General features: G+C 44.0%; 19 protein-coding genes. 4 read left to right on the plus strand and 15 right to left on the minus strand.

Annotation, left to right across the window (positions count from 1 at the left end; all coding sequences use genetic code 11):
* Window positions 1-79: 79 nt before the first annotated feature.
* Window positions 80-496, minus strand: coding sequence for an alternative ribosome rescue aminoacyl-tRNA hydrolase ArfB (gene arfB, locus ACXAGK_RS13450; protein ID WP_474856617.1), 417 nt, complete (start codon window positions 494-496; stop codon window positions 80-82).
* 146 nt (window positions 497-642) lie between these two features.
* On the opposite strand from arfB, the gene ACXAGK_RS13455 reads away from it, so the two are divergent.
* Window positions 643-1,584 (plus strand): alpha/beta fold hydrolase, encoded by a 942-nt coding sequence (locus ACXAGK_RS13455; protein ID WP_474856618.1) that lies wholly within the window; start codon window positions 643-645, stop codon window positions 1,582-1,584.
* Here the strand turns inward: ACXAGK_RS13455 and ACXAGK_RS13460 are convergent.
* From ACXAGK_RS13460 to ACXAGK_RS13485, 6 genes are all read right to left on the minus strand, one after another.
* Complete coding sequence (locus tag ACXAGK_RS13460; protein ID WP_474856619.1) at window positions 1,581-2,015, minus strand: hypothetical protein; 435 nt, start codon at window positions 2,013-2,015, stop codon at window positions 1,581-1,583. The two genes, ACXAGK_RS13455 and ACXAGK_RS13460, sit on opposite strands and share 4 nt — an antisense overlap.
* A 107-nt stretch (window positions 2,016-2,122) precedes the next feature.
* Entirely contained in the window at window positions 2,123-2,566 is a 444-nt protein-coding gene (locus ACXAGK_RS13465; RefSeq protein WP_474856620.1) for a hypothetical protein, read from the minus strand.
* 163 nt (window positions 2,567-2,729) lie between these two features.
* Window positions 2,730-3,293, minus strand: coding sequence for a CBS domain-containing protein (locus ACXAGK_RS13470; protein WP_474856621.1), 564 nt, complete (start codon window positions 3,291-3,293; stop codon window positions 2,730-2,732).
* Window positions 3,294-3,338: 45 nt separating this feature from the next.
* Complete coding sequence (locus ACXAGK_RS13475; protein WP_474856622.1) at window positions 3,339-3,656, minus strand: hypothetical protein; 318 nt, start codon at window positions 3,654-3,656, stop codon at window positions 3,339-3,341.
* A gap of 240 nt (window positions 3,657-3,896) precedes the next feature.
* Window positions 3,897-5,189, minus strand: a complete 1,293-nt coding sequence (locus ACXAGK_RS13480) for an NAD(P)/FAD-dependent oxidoreductase (RefSeq protein ID WP_474856623.1) — start codon at window positions 5,187-5,189, stop codon at window positions 3,897-3,899.
* 185 nt (window positions 5,190-5,374) lie between these two features.
* Window positions 5,375-7,444, minus strand: coding sequence for a TonB-dependent receptor (locus tag ACXAGK_RS13485; RefSeq protein WP_474856624.1), 2,070 nt, complete (start codon window positions 7,442-7,444; stop codon window positions 5,375-5,377).
* A 329-nt stretch (window positions 7,445-7,773) separates the two neighbouring features.
* On the opposite strand from ACXAGK_RS13485, the gene ACXAGK_RS13490 reads away from it, so the two are divergent.
* Window positions 7,774-8,217 (plus strand): DUF2721 domain-containing protein, encoded by a 444-nt coding sequence (locus ACXAGK_RS13490; RefSeq protein ID WP_118491429.1) that lies wholly within the window; start codon window positions 7,774-7,776, stop codon window positions 8,215-8,217.
* Window positions 8,218-8,497: 280 nt separating this feature from the next.
* Window positions 8,498-9,382, plus strand: coding sequence for a LysR family transcriptional regulator (locus ACXAGK_RS13495; RefSeq protein ID WP_474856625.1), 885 nt, complete (start codon window positions 8,498-8,500; stop codon window positions 9,380-9,382).
* Between the two features lie 97 nt (window positions 9,383-9,479).
* On the opposite strand, the gene ACXAGK_RS13500 is transcribed toward ACXAGK_RS13495, so the two are convergent.
* The gene (locus ACXAGK_RS13500) at window positions 9,480-10,835 is read right to left on the minus strand and encodes an OmpP1/FadL family transporter (protein ID WP_474856626.1); all 1,356 of its coding nucleotides are present in this window, start codon (window positions 10,833-10,835) and stop codon (window positions 9,480-9,482) included.
* A 414-nt stretch (window positions 10,836-11,249) separates the two neighbouring features.
* On the opposite strand from ACXAGK_RS13500, the gene ACXAGK_RS13505 reads away from it, so the two are divergent.
* Window positions 11,250-12,248 (plus strand): NADP-dependent oxidoreductase, encoded by a 999-nt coding sequence (locus ACXAGK_RS13505; RefSeq protein WP_474856627.1) that lies wholly within the window; start codon window positions 11,250-11,252, stop codon window positions 12,246-12,248.
* Window positions 12,249-12,295: 47 nt separating this feature from the next.
* On the opposite strand, the gene ACXAGK_RS13510 is transcribed toward ACXAGK_RS13505, so the two are convergent.
* The 7 genes from ACXAGK_RS13510 to ACXAGK_RS13540 form a co-directional block, all read right to left on the minus strand.
* Window positions 12,296-13,366 (minus strand): GGDEF domain-containing protein, encoded by a 1,071-nt coding sequence (locus ACXAGK_RS13510; protein WP_474856628.1) that lies wholly within the window; start codon window positions 13,364-13,366, stop codon window positions 12,296-12,298.
* Between the two features lie 101 nt (window positions 13,367-13,467).
* A complete protein-coding gene (locus ACXAGK_RS13515; RefSeq protein ID WP_474856629.1) occupies window positions 13,468-15,393 on the minus strand; it encodes an ATP-binding protein in 1,926 nt (641 codons plus the stop codon).
* 19 nt (window positions 15,394-15,412) lie between these two features.
* On the minus strand, window positions 15,413-16,435 hold the full coding sequence (locus ACXAGK_RS13520) for an ABC transporter substrate-binding protein (protein WP_474856630.1): 1,023 nt from the start codon (window positions 16,433-16,435) through the stop codon (window positions 15,413-15,415).
* A gap of 123 nt (window positions 16,436-16,558) precedes the next feature.
* Window positions 16,559-17,545: an LLM class flavin-dependent oxidoreductase gene (locus ACXAGK_RS13525; RefSeq protein ID WP_474856631.1), complete on the minus strand. Its 987-nt coding sequence runs from the start codon at window positions 17,543-17,545 to the stop codon at window positions 16,559-16,561.
* A gap of 253 nt (window positions 17,546-17,798) precedes the next feature.
* Window positions 17,799-19,631 (minus strand): glutamine--fructose-6-phosphate transaminase (isomerizing), encoded by a 1,833-nt coding sequence (glmS, locus tag ACXAGK_RS13530; RefSeq protein WP_474856632.1) that lies wholly within the window; start codon window positions 19,629-19,631, stop codon window positions 17,799-17,801.
* A 2-nt stretch (window positions 19,632-19,633) separates the two neighbouring features.
* Complete coding sequence (locus tag ACXAGK_RS13535) at window positions 19,634-20,443, minus strand: DeoR/GlpR family DNA-binding transcription regulator (RefSeq protein ID WP_474856785.1); 810 nt, start codon at window positions 20,441-20,443, stop codon at window positions 19,634-19,636.
* A 202-nt stretch (window positions 20,444-20,645) separates the two neighbouring features.
* Window positions 20,646-21,686: a Gfo/Idh/MocA family oxidoreductase gene (locus ACXAGK_RS13540; RefSeq protein ID WP_474856633.1), complete on the minus strand. Its 1,041-nt coding sequence runs from the start codon at window positions 21,684-21,686 to the stop codon at window positions 20,646-20,648.
* Between the last annotated feature and the right edge of the window lie 272 nt (window positions 21,687-21,958).

A 21,958-nucleotide genomic window follows, 5' to 3' on the forward strand; every position in this document is an offset into this window, starting at 1 on the left:
ATTCATTTATTATTGTAAGAATTTTCCGTTGTCTTGCGAAATGACATCTAACAGGCTTAATACTTTAGAGTAGTTTTGCTTAAAATTCCACTTTCTTACGCATAGATTTTTTCGCGCCCTGTTGTTTTTTTACATCTAAACGACGGGCTTTAGCTGCTCGGCTTACCTTAGTTTTTATACGCGGCTTTTGTTCTACGGTTGCCGCCTTTATCCACGCGACAAGGCGCGCTAATGCATCTTCTCTATTTTGTTCTTGAGTGCGAAAATTTTGTGCTTTAAGTACAAAAATGCCTTCGTTAGTAACGCGACTATCTTTCGCATTCAGTAATTTGGCTTTAAGCTTGTCGGGTAACGTCGACTTATTGATATCAAATCGCAGATGGATTGCGCTACTTACCTTATTGACGTTTTGCCCGCCGCTACCTTGAGCGCGAATAGCCTGAAGTTCGGCTTCGTCCTCATCTATCGAGATAGAGCTAGTTATCTTTAATTCCACATCAGTTCCTATACTCTTAGTCGCATGGCGTATTATTTTTACTGCGTCTTTATCACGCTAATGACTTGCGACTATAACTCATCGCTTACTTGACCGTTAAAAGGTAACCCGATAGGTTAATTTATCCCCTATCTTGGAAACACAGCATGCTGACTATTTTACTTATCGTTATTTGTATCTTTGTAGGTCTTATTTGGTTTACTGCAAAAATGGATAGTAGCATAGAGTCATCGTTTAGGCCTTCGGGAAAGCTTACTCCTGTCGAGGGAGGAATTATTCACTGGCAAAAACAAGGAAATGGGCCATCACTCGTATTAATCCACGGCTTACTGGGCAATAGTAACAACTTTAATGAATTAGCCAAAACCCTCGCGCAGCATTACACGGTTTATTCCGTAGACCGCCCTGGAAGCGGCTTTTCTAGTCGATACAAAACCACATCAGCCAGCTTTGAGCAGCAAAGCAAAATGTTATTAGAATGGATGGAAAAAGAGGGCATTGAAAAAGCGAGTATTGCGGGTCACTCGATGGGCGGGGGTATTGCATTAAGAATGGCTATAGACGCGCCTGAAAAAATCACTTCTGTGTCATTGCTATGCCCGTTAACTACGCCACTTAAAGGTGGTGCAGGCCCACTTTCCGTACTGTATATACCTAATGAATTCGTGCGCAATAGTGTAGCGAAAACCATCGCCAGCCCGTTAAGAGCAAAGTTGGGTAGAAAGCAAGTAGCGCAAATTTTTCACCCAGAACCTGTGCCTGCTTCATTCTCTGTTGAAGGAGGTGGTTTGCTTGCGCTTCACTCTCGCAGTTTTTATGAAGGAAGCCGAGACACTGTCTCTGCACAAGGCAGTTTGCATAGACAACAGTCATCTTATGGCGAAATCCAATGTCCTGTAGGCGTCTTATATGGTGAAAAGGACACTATTTTAAAGCCAAGTGAGCATATCGAAGCTGTCACTTCGGCAATAGACTCGGCTGAACATAAAGTAATTCCTGACGCTGGTCACATGATACCCATTACTCAGGCGCAAATCTGTGCAGATTTTATTGTCGAGATTGACGGTAAAGCGCGACAAGCCGACTAATGAAACACAGCGTCCATTTTTGAAGTGTGAGCATTGTGAGAAAGCTCAACAATAGCCAGCGCGTTTTGTCTGCCAGATTCAGTCTGTTTTAATTTACGCAGCTGGTCAGCCACACGCTCAATACCATCGTATTCCTTACACATCTCAAGAGGGCTCGATTCAAGCGTAATATTGTAGCTACTAAACCAAGCTTTCATTTGTTCACTGTCCCCTTCTGACAATGAGATGAGTAAATGATACATACGAATAAATGCAAGTTGCTTTCGGTACTCCGCTGTGCCGCTTTCAAAACCAAGCAAGGTAGTTTGCGCAAGAGATGAAGGAGAAATACCTAATATTTCAGAAGCTTGCTTTACATTTAACCCAAGTTCTTGATAAGCCCAAGTGAATGCTTTGGTTACTACACTGGTAGGAAATGGTGATCTATTCATAATTTCGCCTCTTTCATCGAACAATTTTGATGGAGATACTTTTAACTCTTTGCAAGCTACTGTGCGAAATACATACCAAGTTAGTAGTGCTTATGAAATTGAGAGAGTTACTTCGATGCTACTTTTGCTAGATGCGATGAAATGCCTTCTGAATCTATGTTAAAACCGTAGTCCTGCATCCACTTAACTGCATTTTCAATAAATTCAACAAACGTAAATTCGACATTGAGCCCGTTGTACACACGTTTGAGTTGACCTTTGGTCGTTGCCTTTGCCGTCGAGTCACCTAATACAACCGCTATGTGGGTCAACCCCAAAGGTTGCATTGCCGCCGTACGCTCGCGCAGCAGCGCTTCTGCATCCGGTATTAATAGTGACTCTCCAGTAACGCAAACAATGTTACACCACACCTTTCCAAATAACCCTTCCGCGCTGGTGCGATATTCCTTACCAAAGCTTTTTACACACTCCTGATTCCAAGGTCCGTAGGCTTGTGTTACGACGGCGTCACCACACCGAGTTACAATAAATTCACCATGAGCGTACCGCATTTAAACCACCTAATTATTCCAGCAAATTATTGAATAGCACATATTCAGATACTGTATGAGATTAGTACCTTTTACTACGCGGTGTTATGTACAACGCGTAGTAAAAGTATGGTTCAAAATTTATTGAATGCGAAAAATATTATAGATGCTATAAATGTGAAGTTTATGCCGCAAGAATTGTGATCAACTCCGCAAATGTAGGGCGACCTTGAATATCCAGCGGCAACCGCAGCTCTCTAGCAATATCGCTCACGCTGATAACACCCCGAACTTCGTGACTGTCTCTGTCCATCACAAGACAGTGATGTTGCCCATAATCTTTAAGCGTTTCTATCACATCACCCACCGATGAATGCGTTAGCTCAGTATAGTCAAAAGACATGAGCGACGTTTTAGGGCGCATAAAATCGTGAACCGTTAATTCTTCGCGTTTGACTTTAAGCTCGCTTAAACGTTGTATGATTTGCTGTTCACCTACATCATGACTGGTAATAATCCCAATGAAACGATTTTCACTGTTCACCACCAGCATCATACGAACATGAGATTGACGCATAATCGACTCTACTTTTGTCGCGGGTGTTCGGGCATCTAGAACATGTGGTAGGTGCTGCTTAAAGTCTGTGAAAACAGCCATGGCAGATGAATTAACGGTAATAGTGTTTTCAACAACCGGCCATGCCAGTGTATCAATAGATTCGGTTTTATATAGATTTAAGGCGTGCATACCTTTCTCCTAATCAAAAGTAAAAAAATAAGTTTTTTAAAGTGATTAAGTGAAAGAAGGCGGTCCTCGAATGATGTTGGCGCGCAGCTTGTTAGAGGCGTTTGCATCAACTGTTTTCTTGGCTGAAAAGCGGTATTTCTCGACGCTGCTGATAATATTAAATGCAGGAAGGCCATCATCAATATCATCATCAGATACTTCATAAGTACCGCTTTCACAGTTGCTAATAAGGGTTGAAAACTCACTGGCGCTATTTCCTTGGCTCGCCATATTTCGAACACTTCTTTCCTCTCCCGAAACAGAGACGGTAATCAGTGATGAAAATAGCGCTGGCAACATAAACGCCAGCAAAACGTATGACACGCGCAAAGGGTACTTCCTCAACCAATAAAACAAGGTAAAGCTAGAAGCTATTTCTCAAACTTCCTATTTAAACTATAAGATTATTTAACGCATTTAGTAGAGGGGTTTAGCGTATTTTATCGACCATTAAACGATGCTTTTTTACAGACTAGACGCTCGAACGGCTTTTTTGGAAAAGCGGTTGAAGTAAAATGAGCATTAAAAAAGCCCCAATTTAGGGGCTTTCTTATTCGTCGGTAGTTAGTGAAGCTTCAGCTTAGGACTGATGGCCTGACTTAATTTTTTAACAAGGAGCTTCAGGGCCCCTTTAATTTTCCCGTGTACCGCAAATTGGTGCATATTATACAAAGAGACGTATACCAGCTTAGCTAAGCGCCCTTCGATAAACATACTGCTGTTAGATAACGAGCCCATCAAGCTTCCCACCGTGCTGTATTTACTTAAGTGAACCAAGGAACCATAGTCCTTGTAAGTAAAATCTTTGGTGTCTTTTTGGGTAAATAGCGACGTAATATTATGTGCAACAATATCTGCCATTTGGTGAGCCGACTGCGCCCGAGGCGGTACCCACTTGCCATTTTCTTGTTGAAAGCCACAGCAATCACCCAACACCCAGATATTTCGCTGCGTTGTACTGCGAAGCTGCTTATCAACAAGGATCTGGTTCGCTCTATTTGTTTCAAAAAGCTCAAGCTTTGTTATGAAGTCTGGCGCTTTAACGCCTGCAGCCCACACCATTAAATCAGCATCAATGCGCCCACCGTCTTTGGTGATCAACCCTCTAGCATCGGCTTCAGCCACCATGGTCTGCTCTTTAATATCTACACCCAGCTTATGCAGCGCTTTTCTTGCAGAGTTCGCTATACGCTCAGGCAGTGCCGGTAAAATTCGATCGCCCGCTTCTACTATAGAAATTTTTAGGCGAGAAGCAGACATCTCTGGCATGCCATAAGCCTTCGACAAATTCGCTACGTGGTGAAGCTGAGCTGCCAGCTCCGTGCCCGTCGCCCCCGCACCAACAATAGCGACTTTAATTTTGGCGTCTTTGTCTTCTTGTTGATTAATTCGGATAAGCTGGTTAAGTAGCGCTCTGTGAAAGCGTTCAGCTTGCTTTAACGAGTCGAGAAAGTAGCAGTGCTCAGCAACACCAGGTGTCCCGAAATCATTGCTCACGCTGCCAACAGCCAGCACTAACTGGTCATATTGAATCTCGCGTTCGGGCAAAACCTGCATCCCTTCTTCGTCGATTAAAGGCGACAAGGTTATGGATTGCGCTTGCGCGTTAAGCGAGCACATTTCACCTAATTGGAAACGATAGTGATGAGCCGCAGCGTGAATTGCGTAGTCCACACCGTCTGAATGTTTATCAATTACACCAGCTGCCACTTCATGTAAGAGCGGCTTCCAGATATGGGTTCGACTGCGGTCGACAAGGGTAATTTCGGCTTGTTTCTTTCTCCCGAGGGTGCGGCTTAAGCGACTGGCTAATTCAAGACCACCAGCACCGCCACCAACAATTACTATTTTTTGCATGGGTATACCTATTAACAATCATTCCACCTATACCGCCTTACCGTTAAAAGCGCTATACATGGCATGACTGAAACCCATGCTGATGGCTACAGACTACGCCTGAAGCTTGCGGGGTACAAGCGGATCACGGCAATAGTCTGTATTTCTGGGACTAATAGTCATCTATTACACATATCTATTTAAGCTTATAAGGCAAACGACGCCGTAATCATGTAGTTCCGAGGGCGCCCAGGAAAATAACGCGGCCCAGTGAAACTGGTAAAATCAGCGCGCTCAGCGTAGTCCGTATCAAATAGGTTATTCACTCGCGCATACAGCGTAATATCGTCACTCACACTGTAACTCACGCGAGCATGAACTAAATCATGCCCTTCGTACTCGTTTAGGTTTTCAGCGTCGGTAAAATAGCGTCCAACATGCTGCCACTCTAATTGAGTTTGTACCGATTTCGACACATCAAAGCTTAATCGAGTGTTAAACTGAAGCTTGGGCGCAGTGTCGATATCATTACCTTTGATATCTTGCTCACCTGAAAGTTGACTATGTTCATAAGTGTGCCTGGCATACGTACCAGCAAAGTCTAAGCGCAGCGACTCGCTAAGCTTTTGGTCAAAGGCTAGCTCTACGCCTCTATGCCAGGTTTCGCCGTTACTCACATTGAAAAAGTCACTGTCGCGGTAGATAACGTTATCTTTTTGCAGGCTGTAAAGGCTTAGCGTATAGCTGCCGTCAAATAGCGTACCTGTAACGCCCACTTCGATATTATCGGCCGATACCGAGTCAAGATCAGTAACAGTCTGCGCACGCTGCAAACGATACAGCTCGGTAGCCTGAGGGGCGCGATACCCTCTTGCAACACCTCCAAACAACTGAGTTTGCTCATTTAATTGATAGCGAATTGAGAGTTTGGGGCTGAAGTTATCAAAATTATTTTCACTATCTGCAGGCCTGGAATATCTACAGCCGCCAAACCCACACTCTGTGCCATCTTCACGTACACGACCTACGTTCATATTGTTGGTGTAGTCGTATTTCATGGACTCAAAACGCCCGCCAGCAGAAATAGCCCAACGCTCAGTTTCCCAGTTAAAAGTAAAGAACGGTGCGAGCAAGGTAGCGTCTACATCATAATCGTAGTGCTTACCTACGGGTATGGTTTCCACCAAGAACGCAGAGCCTTCGGTAATGCTGTCTTGAGATTGGGTGAGCTCACCTTCTGTATACTCAAGGTCTAACCCCATATCTGCACTTAGGCTGTCATTGATAACGTAGTTGAATTGGGACAGTACACCAAACCCTTGTTGCGCATTCGTTTCAAGAGGCTTTCCAGGCAGAAAGTGCATGCGAAAACGCATATCTTGGTTACGTACATAAGGTGTAATTGAAAGGGCGTGACCGCCATTAAAAGTGGTGTCTAGTTTACTCCACAACCTGAAACTTTCTGCCTTTCGAAACGCCTCGGGATTAGGATTGCTTTTGGCTAATTGCGTGTCTTTGTAACTTTCAAATCCTACTATGTATCCAGCCGTTTCCTGATCTAAATGGGTATAGGTAAGTCCACTTGTGATAACCGTGTTATCCCACTCAATCCGGTGGCGAAGCGAGACTTTCTCTTGGTCCACGCCTTCTTCATCTCTGTAACCGGTGTCGCGAGTTACGCTAGCTGCAATACCTACACCGCTACTACCGAAGTCTTTCCCTTCTTTAAGCTTAATGCGATGAAAGCCATAGGAGCCATAATCAGCGCTTAGCAAACCATCGCCTTGCGTGGTATCTGGCGTGATTACGTTAATAACACCGTGAATGGCATTAGACCCGTAAAGCGCTGATGCAGGGCCCTTTATTACGTCAATACGTTCAGCAAGCTCGCCATGGGCCTCAAACAATTCATTAATATTGCAAAAGCCTGCTGCTCGAAGCGGAATACCGTCTTCTGCTGCTAAAATGCCTCCGCATGCTCCTGCACCGGTTAACACGGGTGAACGAAGGGCTGGTAGATATTCTTGCCCGTTACCACGCTGCACGCCTGCCCCCGCTATATAGTTAAGCGACTCTTGAATATGCTGAAATGAAAGCAGTGAAAGCGTTTCTTCTGAGATAGACGATACCGCGTAGCCAGAAGCATTCATACTACCTTGTATACGAGAAGACGTAGTTTCTATTCTTTCTATCTCATTGGTTTCTTGGGCAAGCGCGGCAGACGATAACAGTGCCGTAGTTAGCAATGAAAGTGGAAAGCTTGGGGCAAAGCGCATTATCTATCCTTATGATGACAAATGTTTTTTTAGCAATTAGCGCTAGTGTATCGTTAATTAGTGAATGAATGGGTTAAAAACCGATAAACTATTGCAATGTTCAGATAACTAAGCCAATTATGTGATTAAACCCTTGGCGCAATCTTTGCTGTAATTTTTGCTGTGAGCTTGGCTAAAAGCCTTGTAAAAGCCATGAGTAGTTACCTTACTCACTGGCTACACACGGCCATAAATACTGCACGTTAAGTAGGCAGTGCGTTGTCAAAAAAGTTAAGCAATTAGTTAAACACCGTTGCACTAAAACAAAACCATGTTCGCTGGAGGAATCATTGGACACACTTATTCCGAGTCTTTCACAGCTTATTGAATTCGCTGTAGCCCCTGTATTTTTACTTACCGGTATTGCGGGGTTCCTAAACGTTATGTCGTCTCGGTTGGGGCGAATATCAGATAGGGTTAGAGTTGCAGAAAGACAAATTCATACCTTGTCAGACCCACATATTGTCGACCGCTCTAAAAAAGAAATAAAAGTACTGTGGCGCAGGGTGAAAGTCATTAACTGGGCGATTGGACTTTGTGTCGCTTCGGGGCTAATGGTTTGTACGGTAATTATGGCGCTGTTTTCCGGGTCACTCTGGGTGGTCGATTTGAAAACGCCGATTATAGTGCTATTCATATTGGCAATGATGTTTCTAATCAGTGCGCTTATTGTGTTTCTGGTTGAAGTCAAACTTGCAACTAACACTATAAACTTAGTCAGAACTATCCGGTAGCCTCATTACCTCAACCAGCTAGCGCTTTATTGACATAAACTAGTCCCCCCCCAAAAAAGGCGACTATAGAGTTTTTAACCTCTTTAGTCGCTTTGTTTCATTCTAACGCAAAGCTTTAATTTATTTTAAAAGCACTGTTTAATGTAAGTATTGAGTAAAGAGCACAGTTAAAAACGCTCACTAACGTCTAACTGAGGTAAAATTCGTCCGCTAACGTCTTTAATTTGCTACAAATATAGGCCTACAAGATTTCGGCCAATAGAAAGGATTTAACTGCGCCATGAATACCAAATTACTTCGCTCTCTACAGGTTTTTATTGCGGTGTCAGATAGCGGTAGCATGAGTGTTGCAGCCCGCGAGCTACACATGACTGTTTCTGCAATTAGCCAACAGTTACGAAAACTTGAACATGATATTGGGCTTAGCCTTTTTAACCGAAATACCCGAAGCTTAAGTCTCACTGAAGCCGGACGCATATACTACGACACCAGTAAACAAATGCTGCAAACCGCAGAACTAGCGCAACAGAAAATTGAAAGCCTTCAAGACGACCCTACCGGTAAAATCAACATTATCGCACCTGAAGGTTTTGGCGGTGGCTTACTAAGTGAACCATTAAAGAAGCTGTGTGAAGAATTTCCAAAAATTACAATATCATTAACCGTTACCGACGAACCTAAAGATATTATTGCATCAAGCGCAGACCTTGTACTTTGCTTCGCTCCCGTTTCTGACACGAATTTTAGTAGTTTGAAGCTTGCTACCTGGGAGCGAATTCTATGTGTTTCTACTGGGCACCCGCTAGCTAGCGAAAACTTGTCTTCACCTGAAGAGTTAAGTGATCATGCCTACATTGTGCACAGGCACATTGAAGACTATGTGATGAAACATGAAAGCAAGGGTGAGTTTGAATTAGATTCTCAGCGCATTGATGTAAATTCAATGCAGACATTGATTAAGCTTACCCAAGATAACCTGGGCTACGCCGTATTGCCTGAACCAGAGGTAAGACACTTACTCAAATCAGGTGAGATGAAGCAACTTTTCACAGAATGGGAATTGCCTGACTATACCGTTTATGCGGTTACGCCGAAACGGGATCTTATGCCCGCCAAAATTAGCGCCGCGATTACTTGCTTACAAGATTTATTTGCGCAGATCTAGTTACTGACTAGTGGCAAATTTGCTTAAAAAGTAATTTGGCGTAAGACGAAAAAGGCAGCGTAAAAACGCTGCCTTCTTATTGCACTTAACTTCTTTTTTAGAAGCGAGTGTTCATTTGAACACTTAGAATGTGCGCTGTAGCTGACTGAGTACCAGTGAAGTTCGTAGTGAAGTTAGTACCAGGAAGAACATCACTTAAAATAGTTCTGTCTTTATTAATGTCTGCTTCACGGCCATCGATGAATACATAGGCGAGATCAATCGATGTATCTTCGCTCATAGTGTAAGTCATACCACCAGAGAACCAGTGACGGTCAGTGTCTGGGATACTTAGTGAGCGGTTTTCTACCGATACCACACCGTCGTCATAAGCATAGCCAGCACGAAGGGTAATTTCGTCATTTAAGATGTAAGTTACACCAAGAGACGCACGCCATGAGTCATCGAAGTTTTCTTCTTTAATCAAGAAATCAACACCGTCTTCTAGATTAGCTTCAAGCTTCTCAAACGTGCTCCAGTCGGTAAACGTCAAGCTTGCTTGTACAGACCATTGGTTATCGATTTTTTGATCAACCGCTAACTCAGTAATAGCTGCAAGGTTCAAGTCCAAGCTACCAGGCTGATTCAGGTTAATAGGGAAAATAGGCGTTTCTGAAGAAACATTTCCTTCAAGCTCTAATTTTGTTTCCGCCCGGTATGAAAGCGCGATATTTGTCATATCATTCGGCTGCCAGAAAACGCCAGCGTTCCAACCGAAGCCTATGTCATCACCTTCCATACTAAATAGTGAATTACCAGCGGTCAGCTCTGGCAATGTCACGCCTAGTGCTTCAGCTCTTGGCGCTAGAGTAACTAGAGTGTCTACAAGTGTGTTTGAGACGCCAGAGCCGATTTCAGCTTCTGCATATGTAATGTTCAAACCAAAGCCAACCATAAGTTGCTTGTTCACTTTATAGGAAACAGCAGGGTTAACCGTTACAGTTTTCACTTCTGCAGTGTCAGCGAAGTGAAGCGCACCAAAATCGTCTGAGTAATCTGAGCGAAGACCGTAAGTAGTGAAAACGCCAACACCGGCAGACAGTTCATCGTTAATAGGCGAAACATAGAAGAAACCAGGTACGATAGCAGTATCAGCGATGTTGTCTTCTTGAGCAGCTCCACCACCAACAGTATTATCGCCAAGGTCATAAGTAACCGCGCCATTAATATCTACATTTGGGTCGATAAAGCTTACTGATGCACTAAATTCAGCTTCTTTAAATACACCAATTGCTGCAGGGTTAGTTGCTAAGATAGAGGCATTTTCTGGCTTGGCTGCTTGGCCTGCCATAGCGCGGCCTAGGCCGTTTGCACTGTGTTCATTAACTTGGAAACCAGCTGCTAGCGCAGAAGAAGAGGCTAAGGTAGCAAGCGCTAAGCAAACTGAGGCACGTAAAGAAAACTGTTGCTTCATAAGATACTCATTGTAATAGGGGAAAATTGCAGCAGGCATTCTACGGATATGAGTAGTTTTGTTCAATGCAAGTAAACGTTATTTACGCACTTTTATCGCATTATTTACAATTTTAGCTACAACTTCGACGCATTTATAAGCAACATTGATAAAGTTAAGTTAACTAAAGATCACGATATTGTTAACAGACTTATTCGACGCTATCACTAACAACTATTGCTACCATCTTCATTTTTCGCTCAATTTTATAGCCTTCACCCCGTACTGGTTGTGTTTATAACAATCAGCCCCACCCTATCTTTACAGTCGGTGGGTGATCTCAGCTATGCTTAATGCGTTTCTATATTAGGCAAATCAGCAGGCAAATCATTAGGCACACCACCAGAAACCTTTCACATGTTACAGGAGGATACAATGTCAACATATAAAGCTATCACGCTGGTCAAGCGTCCCGAAGATGGAAAAATTGGCCCTCATCTATTCGAAACAAAAGAGTTTGAAATACCAACGCCAAAAGACGGTCAAATTCTAATAAAGCAAACCCACATGTCTTTAGACCCTGCCATGTTAGGTTGGATGAGTGAAGACAGAGAAAGCTATATTCCTCCTGTAGAGCTTGGCGATGTTATGCGCTCTAGCGGTGTGGGCGAAGTTGTTGAGTCTAATAACCCAGACTTTTCAGTTGGCGACAAGGTTATGGGTATGACTGGCTGGAGTGAATATGTGCTAAGCGATGGCTCAGGCTTTAACAAGCTTCAGCAAGGTGTTACTGAAGAAATGGCACTATGTGTATTTGCGCTGCCAGGTTTAACCGCAACCACAGGCCTTTATAACTTTGGCGAACCTAAGGAAGGCGAGACACTTATTGTCACAGGTGCAGCAGGCTCTGTAGGTTCTATTGTGGGTCAGTTAGCAAAAGCAGACGGACTTCGCGTAATTGGCGTAGTGGGTAGTGACGATAAGGCCGACTGGATTGTCAACGAGCTAGGTTTTGACGGCGCAATTAATTATAAAACTGACGACTTAGAAGAAAAACTGGCAGAGCTTACACCAGATAAAATTGATGTATTTTATGAAAACACGGGCGGTCCTATCCAGCACCATATATTCAACAGAATGAATGCCCATGGTCGTATTGTTGTGTGTGGAATGATTGCCGATTATCAATCAGAAGAGCCGTCACCAGGACCTAATTGGATCCCGTTAATTAAGAAGCGCATTAATATTCGTGGGTTTGCGATGCCAGACCATTGGAATGAAATTCCAAAGCTTTTAGAAAAACTCACACCTTATGTGCAGCAAGGAAAGATAAAGTACCGTGCGCATACCATTGAAGGTTTAGATAACGCCGAAAAAGGCTTAAATATGCTGTTTGAAGGTAAAAACACCGGAAAAATGATACTTAAGCTGTAATTTTTTAAACGAAGCGTACAGTTTAAATTAAGAGCACAGTGTTAACGCTAGCACTGTGCTTCTGTTATCACATACTGTGCTTTACCTTTTTCTTTAGCTTCATAAAGTACTTTGTCGGCTTCATCGATAAGCCAATCAATGGAAGTGTCGCCAACTGAACTGGCGTAAGCAACACCAATTGAACAACTCATAAACGGGTGCTTTGCTCCCTCGGCATGTTTTAATTCAGCCTGCTTCCATTTATCCAATAGTGCTTGTGCGTGCTTTTCAACCTGTTCTTTACTGATATCGCTTAAAACAACAATGAATTCTTCGCCACCGTAGCGGCCCAAGATATCAGTTTCGCGTTTAAAAACTTGCTTCATAATACGCGCTTGTTCTTTTATTGCTTCATCACCCTGCTGATGGCCAAAACTGTCGTTGTATTTTTTGAAGTCATCTAAATCGAGCATTAATACAGCCATCGACACGTCATGGCGTTTACTTAAGGCCAACAACTTTTCACTTTGATCTCGCAGAGCGCGTCGATTAAGTAGATCAGATAACGGGTCGAACTTGCTAAGCTTCAATAAGCGGTCGTTAGTTTCTTTGAGCATACGTACACTGCGATCGAGCCGATAACGAGCGTACACGCATATAAATAATGACCCTGATACAAAAGCTGCTGAAATTGGAACCCTGTCACCGTAAATTGGCGCTAACCACATCAACCCTAAAAACCCCAAAATGTTTATAACATTGGCTGCAGTCGCTAATTTAAATGGGATACCCAACGCAAATACACAAAAGAATGCATAGAGGATGGTGCCTTCGTAAGGAAAAATAAAGTTGTGCTCTTCCCAGCAAACCCATATTAACCAATAGTTGCTGTAGGAAAGCGCTATAAGCAGGCCAGCAAATATGTACGCTCGGTACCGCATGAATTCGCGCCAAAAAGACAGTACAACAACGATAAGTATAATAGGGAATTGAAGAAGTAGACGGTCGAAGGTGTACAGTTCGTACATACTGCTAGGCAATAGCACTAAATCAGCAGCCATAAACACAAGTACCAGAACAGCGCCGATAATCAGCGCTATTCTTAGCCTGCGTTGTTCACTGGGTCTGTGGATTTGCACGCATCACCTTGATAAATAAAGTCCGTAAAACTATTTCAATACAGCCAATGGTGGCAGCCGCCGCTGGCTATACAGATGCAACTCATTGACGCAGAATTGCTTTAACTATTATCAGTGACTTCTTGGCTAAGCGCCAGTTTTAACAAACTTTCTTGCAAGGCTTCAACGGTGACAGGCTTTGTGACTATGTCGTCCATTCCCGCCTGCTTAAATGAGATATGGCGCTCTTTAAATGCTTCTGCTGTAAGGCCAATAACAGGGGTTTTGCTGAGCTCACCGTTCAGTTTTCTGATGCGTTTCGTCGCTTCAATGCCATCCATAACAGGCATGTGAACATCCATGAAGACCACATCAATTCCGCCCTCTTCAACACGCGCAGCGGCTTTTAATCCGTTATCAACGTGTTCAACATCACATTTCAGCTGTTCTAATAGTGCCTGTGCAACCACAGCATTAATTGCATTATCTTCAGCCAGTAGCACCTTTAGCCCGGATGGTAGGCTTGCGCCATGCGCTTGATGTGCAGAAGAAGATTCAATGGATGAATCCGACACAAGTCGAGATTGAACATTCGCAGTAACGGTAAAGCATGAGCCTTCGCCGACTTTACTGACAACTTTTATATCGCCGCCAAGTATCTGAGCAAGTTGTTTAGCAATAGCAAGGCCAAGCCCAGTACCACCATATTTCCGCGTTATAGAAGAATCGGACTGCGTAAACTTATCAAATATATGCTCTAGCCTGTCTGGCTCAATCCCAATGCCAGTATCTTTAACCGCTATAACTAAACGGTTGTCACCCATGGTTGCTGTTGAAGGCTGTTTAAGTTTAGCCGAAATACTCACAGTGCCTTTGTGGGTAAACTTAATGGCGTTGCTTACCAAATTAATAATAATTTGGCGAAGTTTGGTAATATCGCTAGTTACCGCCACAGACTCTAAGTTCTTGCTCTTATAAACCAACCGGGTACTGTTAGCACTAGCGTTTGTGCCTAATAGCGTAATAAGGTCGTTCAGCATTGAATCGAGATCAAACTCTGTCACGTCAATTTCCGACATACCTGACTCAATTTTAGAGAGATCTAATACGTCATTTATAACGGTAGCAAGAATAGATGCTGAGGACTTCAAATCGCTGGCATACTGATGCTGTTTGTCTGAAAGTTGAGTATCTAAAAGCAGTGTGGCTAAGCCTTGAATCCCGTTTAGCGGCGTACGAATTTCATGACTCATTACTGCAAGAAAATCTGTTTTAGCGCGATTTGCCTGCTGGGCTTGCGCTACGTATTGCTCGATTTCACCAGACATGGCTTCAACATCGCGCGCCAAACTTCCTAATTCATCATTTTGCTCTAAGTCTATGTTGACCCTCTTATGGTCAACAGCGATGCGACTTGCCGCTGATTTGATTTTCTCAATGGGAGAGACTACGAACACCTGGGTTACCTTACCCATAAGTAGGCTAACGATAACTACAGCAAACAGCGTTACTAAAAAGGTTAGCCACGCTATCGTGAATAGCGAGGATTGCAAGGGTTCTGCGGGTTGTAGAACCGTAACTTTCCAATTCCAAGGTGTGAATTCAGAACAAGCAAACAACACATCTATGTCGTTTACACTCGACTCACCATAAGCCACGCGCCGGTCAGCTATTGTCGCTCTACTAGCGTTTTCTGCATTCAGTACAACCTCACTTTTAGTAGTACTAAATATAACGGTACCTGTACTTTTATCGCTAATGGCAAAATGCCGATCTGTTGTTTGCTGTAGCGACTTTAGCTCTTCAAACACTTCTTTTTGATAAGCTTCGCGAAAAACGGGAACATTTTCTAGGCCTGATTCAATGAGCAGTTCTCGTCTCTCATCAATGATCTCTAACACGTTTAATGTAAGGGTTTGAGTAAGAAGCTGATATTCCCTTTCGCGAACCGAGTCGTACGCGGTTAAATAAGCCCAATACCCGGTAAGTGCCATGCCAATTAACAAAATTGGAATGTAGATAACTAGCAGTTTTGATTTGATCCGCATACTAACTTCTAATTAGGCCTTATTGATACACATGCTCTTTCGAGAGTTTTAAGTAACTTGATGGAATGGGCAATTGCAATTTAATTGCCGTGGTTACGTTTACTGCTACAGTGTACGTGTCCATTTTGCCAACGGGAATGTCTCTCGCCGATTTACTCTGAAGTATCAGCTTTGCTTTTCTTGCTGCTGATTTTCCAATACTAGCCGGTTCAGATACCACACCAATAAGCGCGCCTTTTTTAACTGATGAAATACTTTCAGCAAATAAGGGGAGTAATCCCGTCTTCTCTTTAACTTTATCCACTAACCCTTCGGCTTCTGCTAAGGGGCCTGATGACAACCAATAGCCGTCCAGTTCTGCACTCTTTTGGTCTAATCTATCAACCATACTATCCGTCATTTCAACGCGTCCTTCATCACCTTCTAGATAAGGCGTACTAACTGCGACTAAGTTTATATTTTCATACTCACTGTCTAACGCTAGCAATTGGTTTACCAGGTTGCTCGATGAGGGGTAAGTAGAATGCACTAAACCTATAGTAAATGGAGTCTCGGGGTTCGATGCTCTAAGCACGCCGTCTAACATATCGAGCTTTACCTTCGCATCGAGTACGTGTGACTCACCCGTCATATTGCGTTTACTCACAGCGCCGATGGCAGGAACAATGCCTTCCTCAACCGGTGCTGAGACCGCCATAAAAAGTTTTGGCGTTTCAATAAATTCTTCAGCAGCATTCAGCGCGCGAGTGGCCAACGTCGCTATGGACACAATGAGATCAGGCTCTGGCTCTCGCGCCAGTTCGCTCAGTATTTCTTTAGCGCGAGTCTCAGATCCTTCAGCGTTGTATGTGGTTACGTTGATATCGTGCTCGGGCATAATTCGAATAAGCTCTTTTTCAAATTCGTCTCGCGATTCAGCAACGATAGGAACTGGGAGCGTTTCAATAATGACAAGGTCCAGCGCTTCTTTCGCATGTGCAGAACTTAGGCCCGCTGCGAGAGACGCAAAAGCAAAGAAAAAGGAAAACCAGACCTTTGGCATGACTGTAAACCTGCAACACTAAATGAAAATACACATATCATTGTATATCATAAAGTTATTCTTGCGCACTGCATAGAAGAAGTTATGACCAGATTTATAAAACTGGTCATAACTTTTTAAGTGCTAGGATGCGATGCCTGCGAACGCTTTAACGCTAAATAAACGCGCTTCTATATCGTAAATGGGCATAGACACAATTATCTCGTCAATATCCGTTGCCTCTATAAATTCAGCCAGCTTGCTTCGCACGGTGTCTTTCGAGCCAACCAAGGCATATCTCAACACACTTGATAGCATGGCCTCATCCGTTGCCGTGCAATATTCATCAAAGTTGTGCATAGGTTTAGCAAATGGCTTGTTAAGGCCACGTCTCATGTTCATAAACTGCTGCTTCACCGACGTGAATAATAATTCTGCCTCTTCATCGGTTTCTGCAATAACCACCATTACTCCCGCCATGGCCTTTGGTGCTGATAATTGGGGCGAAGGTTTAAACATGTTGCGATACACATGGAGGGCATCAAATAGCGCATCGGGTGCGAAGTGGGAAGCAAATGAATATGGCAACCCCATCTTTGCCGCCACCTGGGCACTGTACAAGCTAGAACCAAGTAACCACAAAGGCACATGTGTATTCGCTCCAGGCACTGCAACAATTGGCTGCCCCTCTTTTGGGGTACCAAGGTAATGCTGAAGTTCCTGAATATCTTCTGGATAACTATCTACATCGCTTTGCAAATTACGACGAAGCGCTCTTGCCGTTGCCATATCAGTACCTGGCGCTCTGCCCAGCCCAAGCTCTATACGATTGGGAAATAACTCAGCTAGCGTGCCAAATTGCTCAGCAATAACCAAAGGCGCATGATTAGGTAGCATAATGCCACCAGCTCCAATTTTGATGGTAGAGGTAGCATTAGCAATATGCGTTAACACTACAGAGGTAGCAGAACTGGCTACACCATGCATGCCATGGTGCTCCGCTAACCACACACGCTCATAGCCACTGCGCTCGGCTTCCATAGCCATTAGCTTGGAGTTGTTTAGCGCGTCTTTCACGCTATACCCTTCAGATATAGGCGCTAAATCTAGCAGTGAATAAGGAATAGCCATGGTGCCTCACAATGTTGAAACTCGGTAATGATTTATAAGTATGAACGTGTCGCCCGTTTTACAACGGTTGTATTGATGGTTTAAGACGGTTGGGGAGGGTTTATCGATGAAGTGGTGTCAGTAAATAAGTGAATAGGCTTAATGCGTTGCTACTTTCATTCAGCGAAAACCTCTGAGAAATAAAAAAGCCTGCGAGTTTGTTGATCGCAGGCTTTGTTTTTAAGCACATTAAAGTTGCTTTAACAACGCTTCCCTACTCCACAGTCACCGACTTCGCCAAGTTACGTGGCTGGTCAACGTCCGTACCTTTAATTAACGCTACGTAGTAGCTCAGTAGCTGTAGCGGCAAGGTGTAGATGATAGGGGCGATTGGCTCGTCGCAGTGCGGCACGTCAATAACGCGCATGGTTTCATCCCCAGCAAACGCGGCATCTTTATCTGCAAATACATACATGATACCGCCACGGGCGCGCACTTCTTCAACATTCGATTTCAGTTTTTCAAGCAGTTCGTTGTTTGGTGCAACCACAATTACCGGCATTTCATCATCAATTAGCGCAAGCGGGCCGTGTTTCAATTCACCTGACGCATAGGCTTCGGCGTGAATGTAAGAAATCTCTTTAAGTTTTAGGGCGCCTTCCATAGCGATGGGATATTGATCGCCACGACCTAGGAACAAACTGTGGTTTTTATCTGCAAACTCTTCAGCTAAATCTTCTATGCCGCCAGTGATAGCTAAGGTCTCTTCAAGCTTGGCAGGCAAGCTATGAAGCGCAGATACTATAGCCTTGCTGTCGGCCGCGGTCATACCATTCTCTTTACCTAATGCAAGGGTTAGCATTAGGAAAGCAGCAAGCTGGGTAGTGAAGGCTTTAGTAGACGCTACGCCAATTTCCGCGCCAGCGCGGGTCATAAATGCTAAGTCAGATTCGCGTACTAGCGACGAGCCCTGAACGTTACAAATGGTCAAACTAGACATATAGCCCAGCTCTTTGGCTAAGCGAAGTGCGGCTAGCGTATCGGCTGTCTCACCTGATTGAGAAATCGTAATAAGCAGGCTGTTTGGGTGCACTACCGATTTGCGGTAACGAAACTCTGATGCAATTTCTACGTTGCACGAGACATTGGCGTACTGCTCTAGCCAGTAGCGCGCCGTCATTCCCGCGTGGTAACTAGTCCCACAGGCAATAATTTGAACGTGTTTAACCTTTTTAAATATTTCATCAGCACCTTGGCCAAATACATCCGCGGTAAGACCGTTTTCATCAATACGATCTTTAAGCGCATTGCGCACAACCGTTGGCTGTTCATGAATTTCTTTAAGCATGTAGTGACGGTAACCCGCTTTGTCACCCGCATCGTGCTCTACGTTTGACTCAATCACTTCACGTTCGACAGCGTTACCGTCTTTATCAAAGATTTTAACGTCGCGACGAGTAATTTCTGCCACATCGCCTTCTTCTAAAAAGATAAAACGGCGTGTTACTGGCAGAAGTGCCATTTGATCTGATGCAATAAAGTTTTCGCCAAGCCCTAGGCCTATAACTAGCGGGCTACCCGAGCGCGCAACCACTACGCGGCTTGGGTCCTCTTTATCCATGATGACGGTGCCATAAGCGCCGTGAAAAGTTTTAACCGCACTTTGTACTGCGTGAAGCAGGGCTTTACCCGACTTTAGTTCTTCGTGCACAGTATGAGCAATAGTTTCAGTGTCAGTGTCGCTGGTGAAGGTGTAGCCTTTTTCTTTTAGTTGAGCTTTTAGATTTACGTAGTTTTCAATAATACCGTTGTGAACAACAGCGACGCGCTCGGTTGAAAAGTGAGGGTGAGCATTCGCTTCTGTTACACCACCGTGGGTTGCCCATCGGGTATGTGCGATTCCGGTAGTACCTAACGCTTCGCCTGCTGCTACCGCGTCAGCCAGCTCTTGTACTTTACCTGTTCGACGAATACGGGTGAGCGTACCGTCGTTTTGCAATAGCGCTACACCAGCTGAATCATAGCCGCGATATTCTAGTCTTTTTAATCCTTCTAGAAGAATTTCTACCACGTTACGTTCAGCAACAGCGCCAACAATTCCACACATAATTATTCTCCACTCGGCGCTGCAATAAGCACGGTCACGCCCTGATTTTCAATATTGAGTTTGTCTTGTTCACTAATGCCTTCATCAGTGATCAAAACAGAAATGTTTTTCCAGCTCAGCTCTAGGTTAGGCATTTTATGCGTTAATTTTTTTGAGCTGGCTAACACCGCCACCTTTGTCGCAGCTTCGGCCATGGCACGGGTCACACCAATAAGTTCGTTAAAGGTGGTAGTGCCTCTGTTTACATCAATGCCTGCTGCCCCGATAAGTGCAATGTCAAAACTATAGGCGCTAACTAACTGTTCAGCCATTGCACCTTGGAACGACTGAGACTGGGCATCCCATGTCCCTCCCACCATTAACACCGTAGGCTCTTTTGCACTTTGGGTAAGGTAATTGGCAGTGGATAGCGTATTGGTCATTACCACTAAGTCATCAATATCCGATAGGAAAGGCAAGACTGACGCCGTAGTTGAGCCGCAATCTATGACTATTTTATTGCCCGGTTTCACTAGACCTGCCGCACACTGACCTATGGCTTTAATTATTGGGCTAGCCGTCAGGCTTGAGCAAGCTTCACTAGTGATGGATTGAGAAGAATGAGTATCTAAGGCAATTGATGGCACGGGCACTGCTCCACCAAACTGACGAATAAGCAAACCTTGCTGAGAAAGGGCAGCAAGATCTTTTCTTATCGTGACTTCAGAGGTAGCAAAACGCACGGCCAAATCTTCAACTTGTGACTGACCGTGTTCTTTCACCCACGCCACTATCTTCTGGCGGCGCAGCTCAACTGATTGACTACTTTTCAATATAACCTCAATGGCTTTACGAATTACTTTAGCGTTTGAGTACGCGTTGGGAGTTCGCTGTATAAACATACCAGCGCGTTAGCTCCATAAGTATTTCGTAAATAATACGCTTCTCACAACCCATAACTTTCAAAACGAAAGTTATGGGTTACAAATTGAAAGCATCGTAAGTTAAATTGAAACATTGATCAAGATAGTTTGTTTAATTAAACGACAGCGTTTGCTTCTGCTCACTTGCTTGTATAGCTAATTCAATGATCTTGATAACAGGTACGACTGTGCTTGCATCAGCTGGCGAAAACTTACCGTCTTCAATGGCGTGAGCAAGACGATTGAAAAATGTTAGGTATTCACCCTTGCGTGTTTCCATAGTTTCCTCCAACAGCTCGCCGCTCTCGCTTTCGACCGCTAGCACCCCATGTTCTTTGTCATTGGTTGTTGCCCAGATTGCATCCTCAAAAGACAAGCCTGCTCGTAATTGGTTTTCTTGTGGGTCCAGATAGAACTTTCGAAAGCTACCTTTTGTGCCTTGTAGATCGTAGCGCAAGGTTGCCCCCGCCTGAAAGGCTGAGCTACCTAGCTTTACTACCCTATCACTATAGTGAAGGGTTACATCGAAGGTGTCATCCGACTGCCCATTCTCACGCAAGGCCTGTATGTTTGCCGACACTTCTTGCGGCTCGCCAAAAAGCTGTAGTGCTTGGTCAATTAAATGAGGGCCTAAGTCCCAGAAGATACCGCTGCCTGGGCCTTCGTTTTCACGCCATCTGTCTCGTGGTACAGGGCGAAAACGATCAAAACGGCTTTCCAAGCGTTTAATCTCACCAAGCGCACCGTCGTCGATAAGCTTTTTAATTGTAAGGAAGTCGCCATCAAAACGCCTGTTTTGGTATACACAAAGCTGTTTGTTCTGTGCCTCTGCAAGCGCTACTAGCGCCTCTGCTTCTTCGCTATCTAATGTGAATGGCTTTTCTACCAACACATGGCAACTGTGTTCTAGTGCCAATTTAGCTTGTGAACCATGAAGATGATTAGGCGTTGTAATAACCACCAAGTCTACATCGTGAATTTTTAACGCTTCGTCTAACGAGCTGTACACTTCAGCTTCAGGTAAGAGCGCTTTAACCGCATCAGGTTTTGAAGAAATAACCACATCTACCGAGAATTGCGGAAGGTAATTTAGAAAGGGTAAATGAAAGGTTGTGGCTGAAAACCCAAAGCCAACAATAAGAGTAGATATCATCGAATATCCTTGTTCAATAGTAAACAACAGGTAAGTAAACACACACTATCAGTAATAATAGAGAGATAAAACCATAGATAGTTCAATATTTGAAAGAGTGTTTAAAATAGGTGGACTATTTACGTTTACACTAACTAGGAAAGCGTTGTTTTAGGCGCTTTTATCAGCCATTGGTTCTTATCACCTTTCTGATTGAGCAATAGAGTGATGGGGCTAAAGAAGAAATTGGGCCAGCAACTCACGGTTAATGGTTGCCAGACCTAATAGTTTAA

This window comes from Alteromonas sp. ABM1_013 (genome assembly GCF_056160505.1).

Excerpts from the sequence above, each read along its gene's own strand:
- ACXAGK_RS13500 (WP_474856626.1), bottom strand. The coding sequence starts at position 10,835 with ATGAAGCAACAGTTTTCTTTACGTGCCTCAGTTTGCTTAGCGCTTGCT.
- ACXAGK_RS13485 (WP_474856624.1), bottom strand. The coding sequence starts at position 7,444 with ATGCGCTTTGCCCCAAGCTTTCCACTTTCATTGCTAACTACGGCACTG.
- ACXAGK_RS13540 (WP_474856633.1), bottom strand. The coding sequence starts at position 21,686 with ATGATATCTACTCTTATTGTTGGCTTTGGGTTTTCAGCCACAACCTTT.
- ACXAGK_RS13465 (WP_474856620.1), bottom strand. The coding sequence starts at position 2,566 with ATGCGGTACGCTCATGGTGAATTTATTGTAACTCGGTGTGGTGACGCC.
- ACXAGK_RS13520 (WP_474856630.1), bottom strand. The coding sequence starts at position 16,435 with ATGCCAAAGGTCTGGTTTTCCTTTTTCTTTGCTTTTGCGTCTCTCGCA.
- ACXAGK_RS13515 (WP_474856629.1), bottom strand. The coding sequence starts at position 15,393 with ATGCGGATCAAATCAAAACTGCTAGTTATCTACATTCCAATTTTGTTA.
- ACXAGK_RS13460 (WP_474856619.1), bottom strand. The coding sequence starts at position 2,015 with ATGAATAGATCACCATTTCCTACCAGTGTAGTAACCAAAGCATTCACT.
- ACXAGK_RS13525 (WP_474856631.1), bottom strand. The coding sequence starts at position 17,545 with ATGGCTATTCCTTATTCACTGCTAGATTTAGCGCCTATATCTGAAGGG.
- ACXAGK_RS13470 (WP_474856621.1), bottom strand. The coding sequence starts at position 3,293 with ATGCACGCCTTAAATCTATATAAAACCGAATCTATTGATACACTGGCA.
- glmS (WP_474856632.1), bottom strand. The coding sequence starts at position 19,631 with ATGTGTGGAATTGTTGGCGCTGTTGCTGAACGTAACGTGGTAGAAATT.
- ACXAGK_RS13495 (WP_474856625.1), top strand. The coding sequence starts at position 8,498 with ATGAATACCAAATTACTTCGCTCTCTACAGGTTTTTATTGCGGTGTCA.
- ACXAGK_RS13480 (WP_474856623.1), bottom strand. The coding sequence starts at position 5,189 with ATGCAAAAAATAGTAATTGTTGGTGGCGGTGCTGGTGGTCTTGAATTA.
- ACXAGK_RS13505 (WP_474856627.1), top strand. The coding sequence starts at position 11,250 with ATGTCAACATATAAAGCTATCACGCTGGTCAAGCGTCCCGAAGATGGA.
- ACXAGK_RS13455 (WP_474856618.1), top strand. The coding sequence starts at position 643 with ATGCTGACTATTTTACTTATCGTTATTTGTATCTTTGTAGGTCTTATT.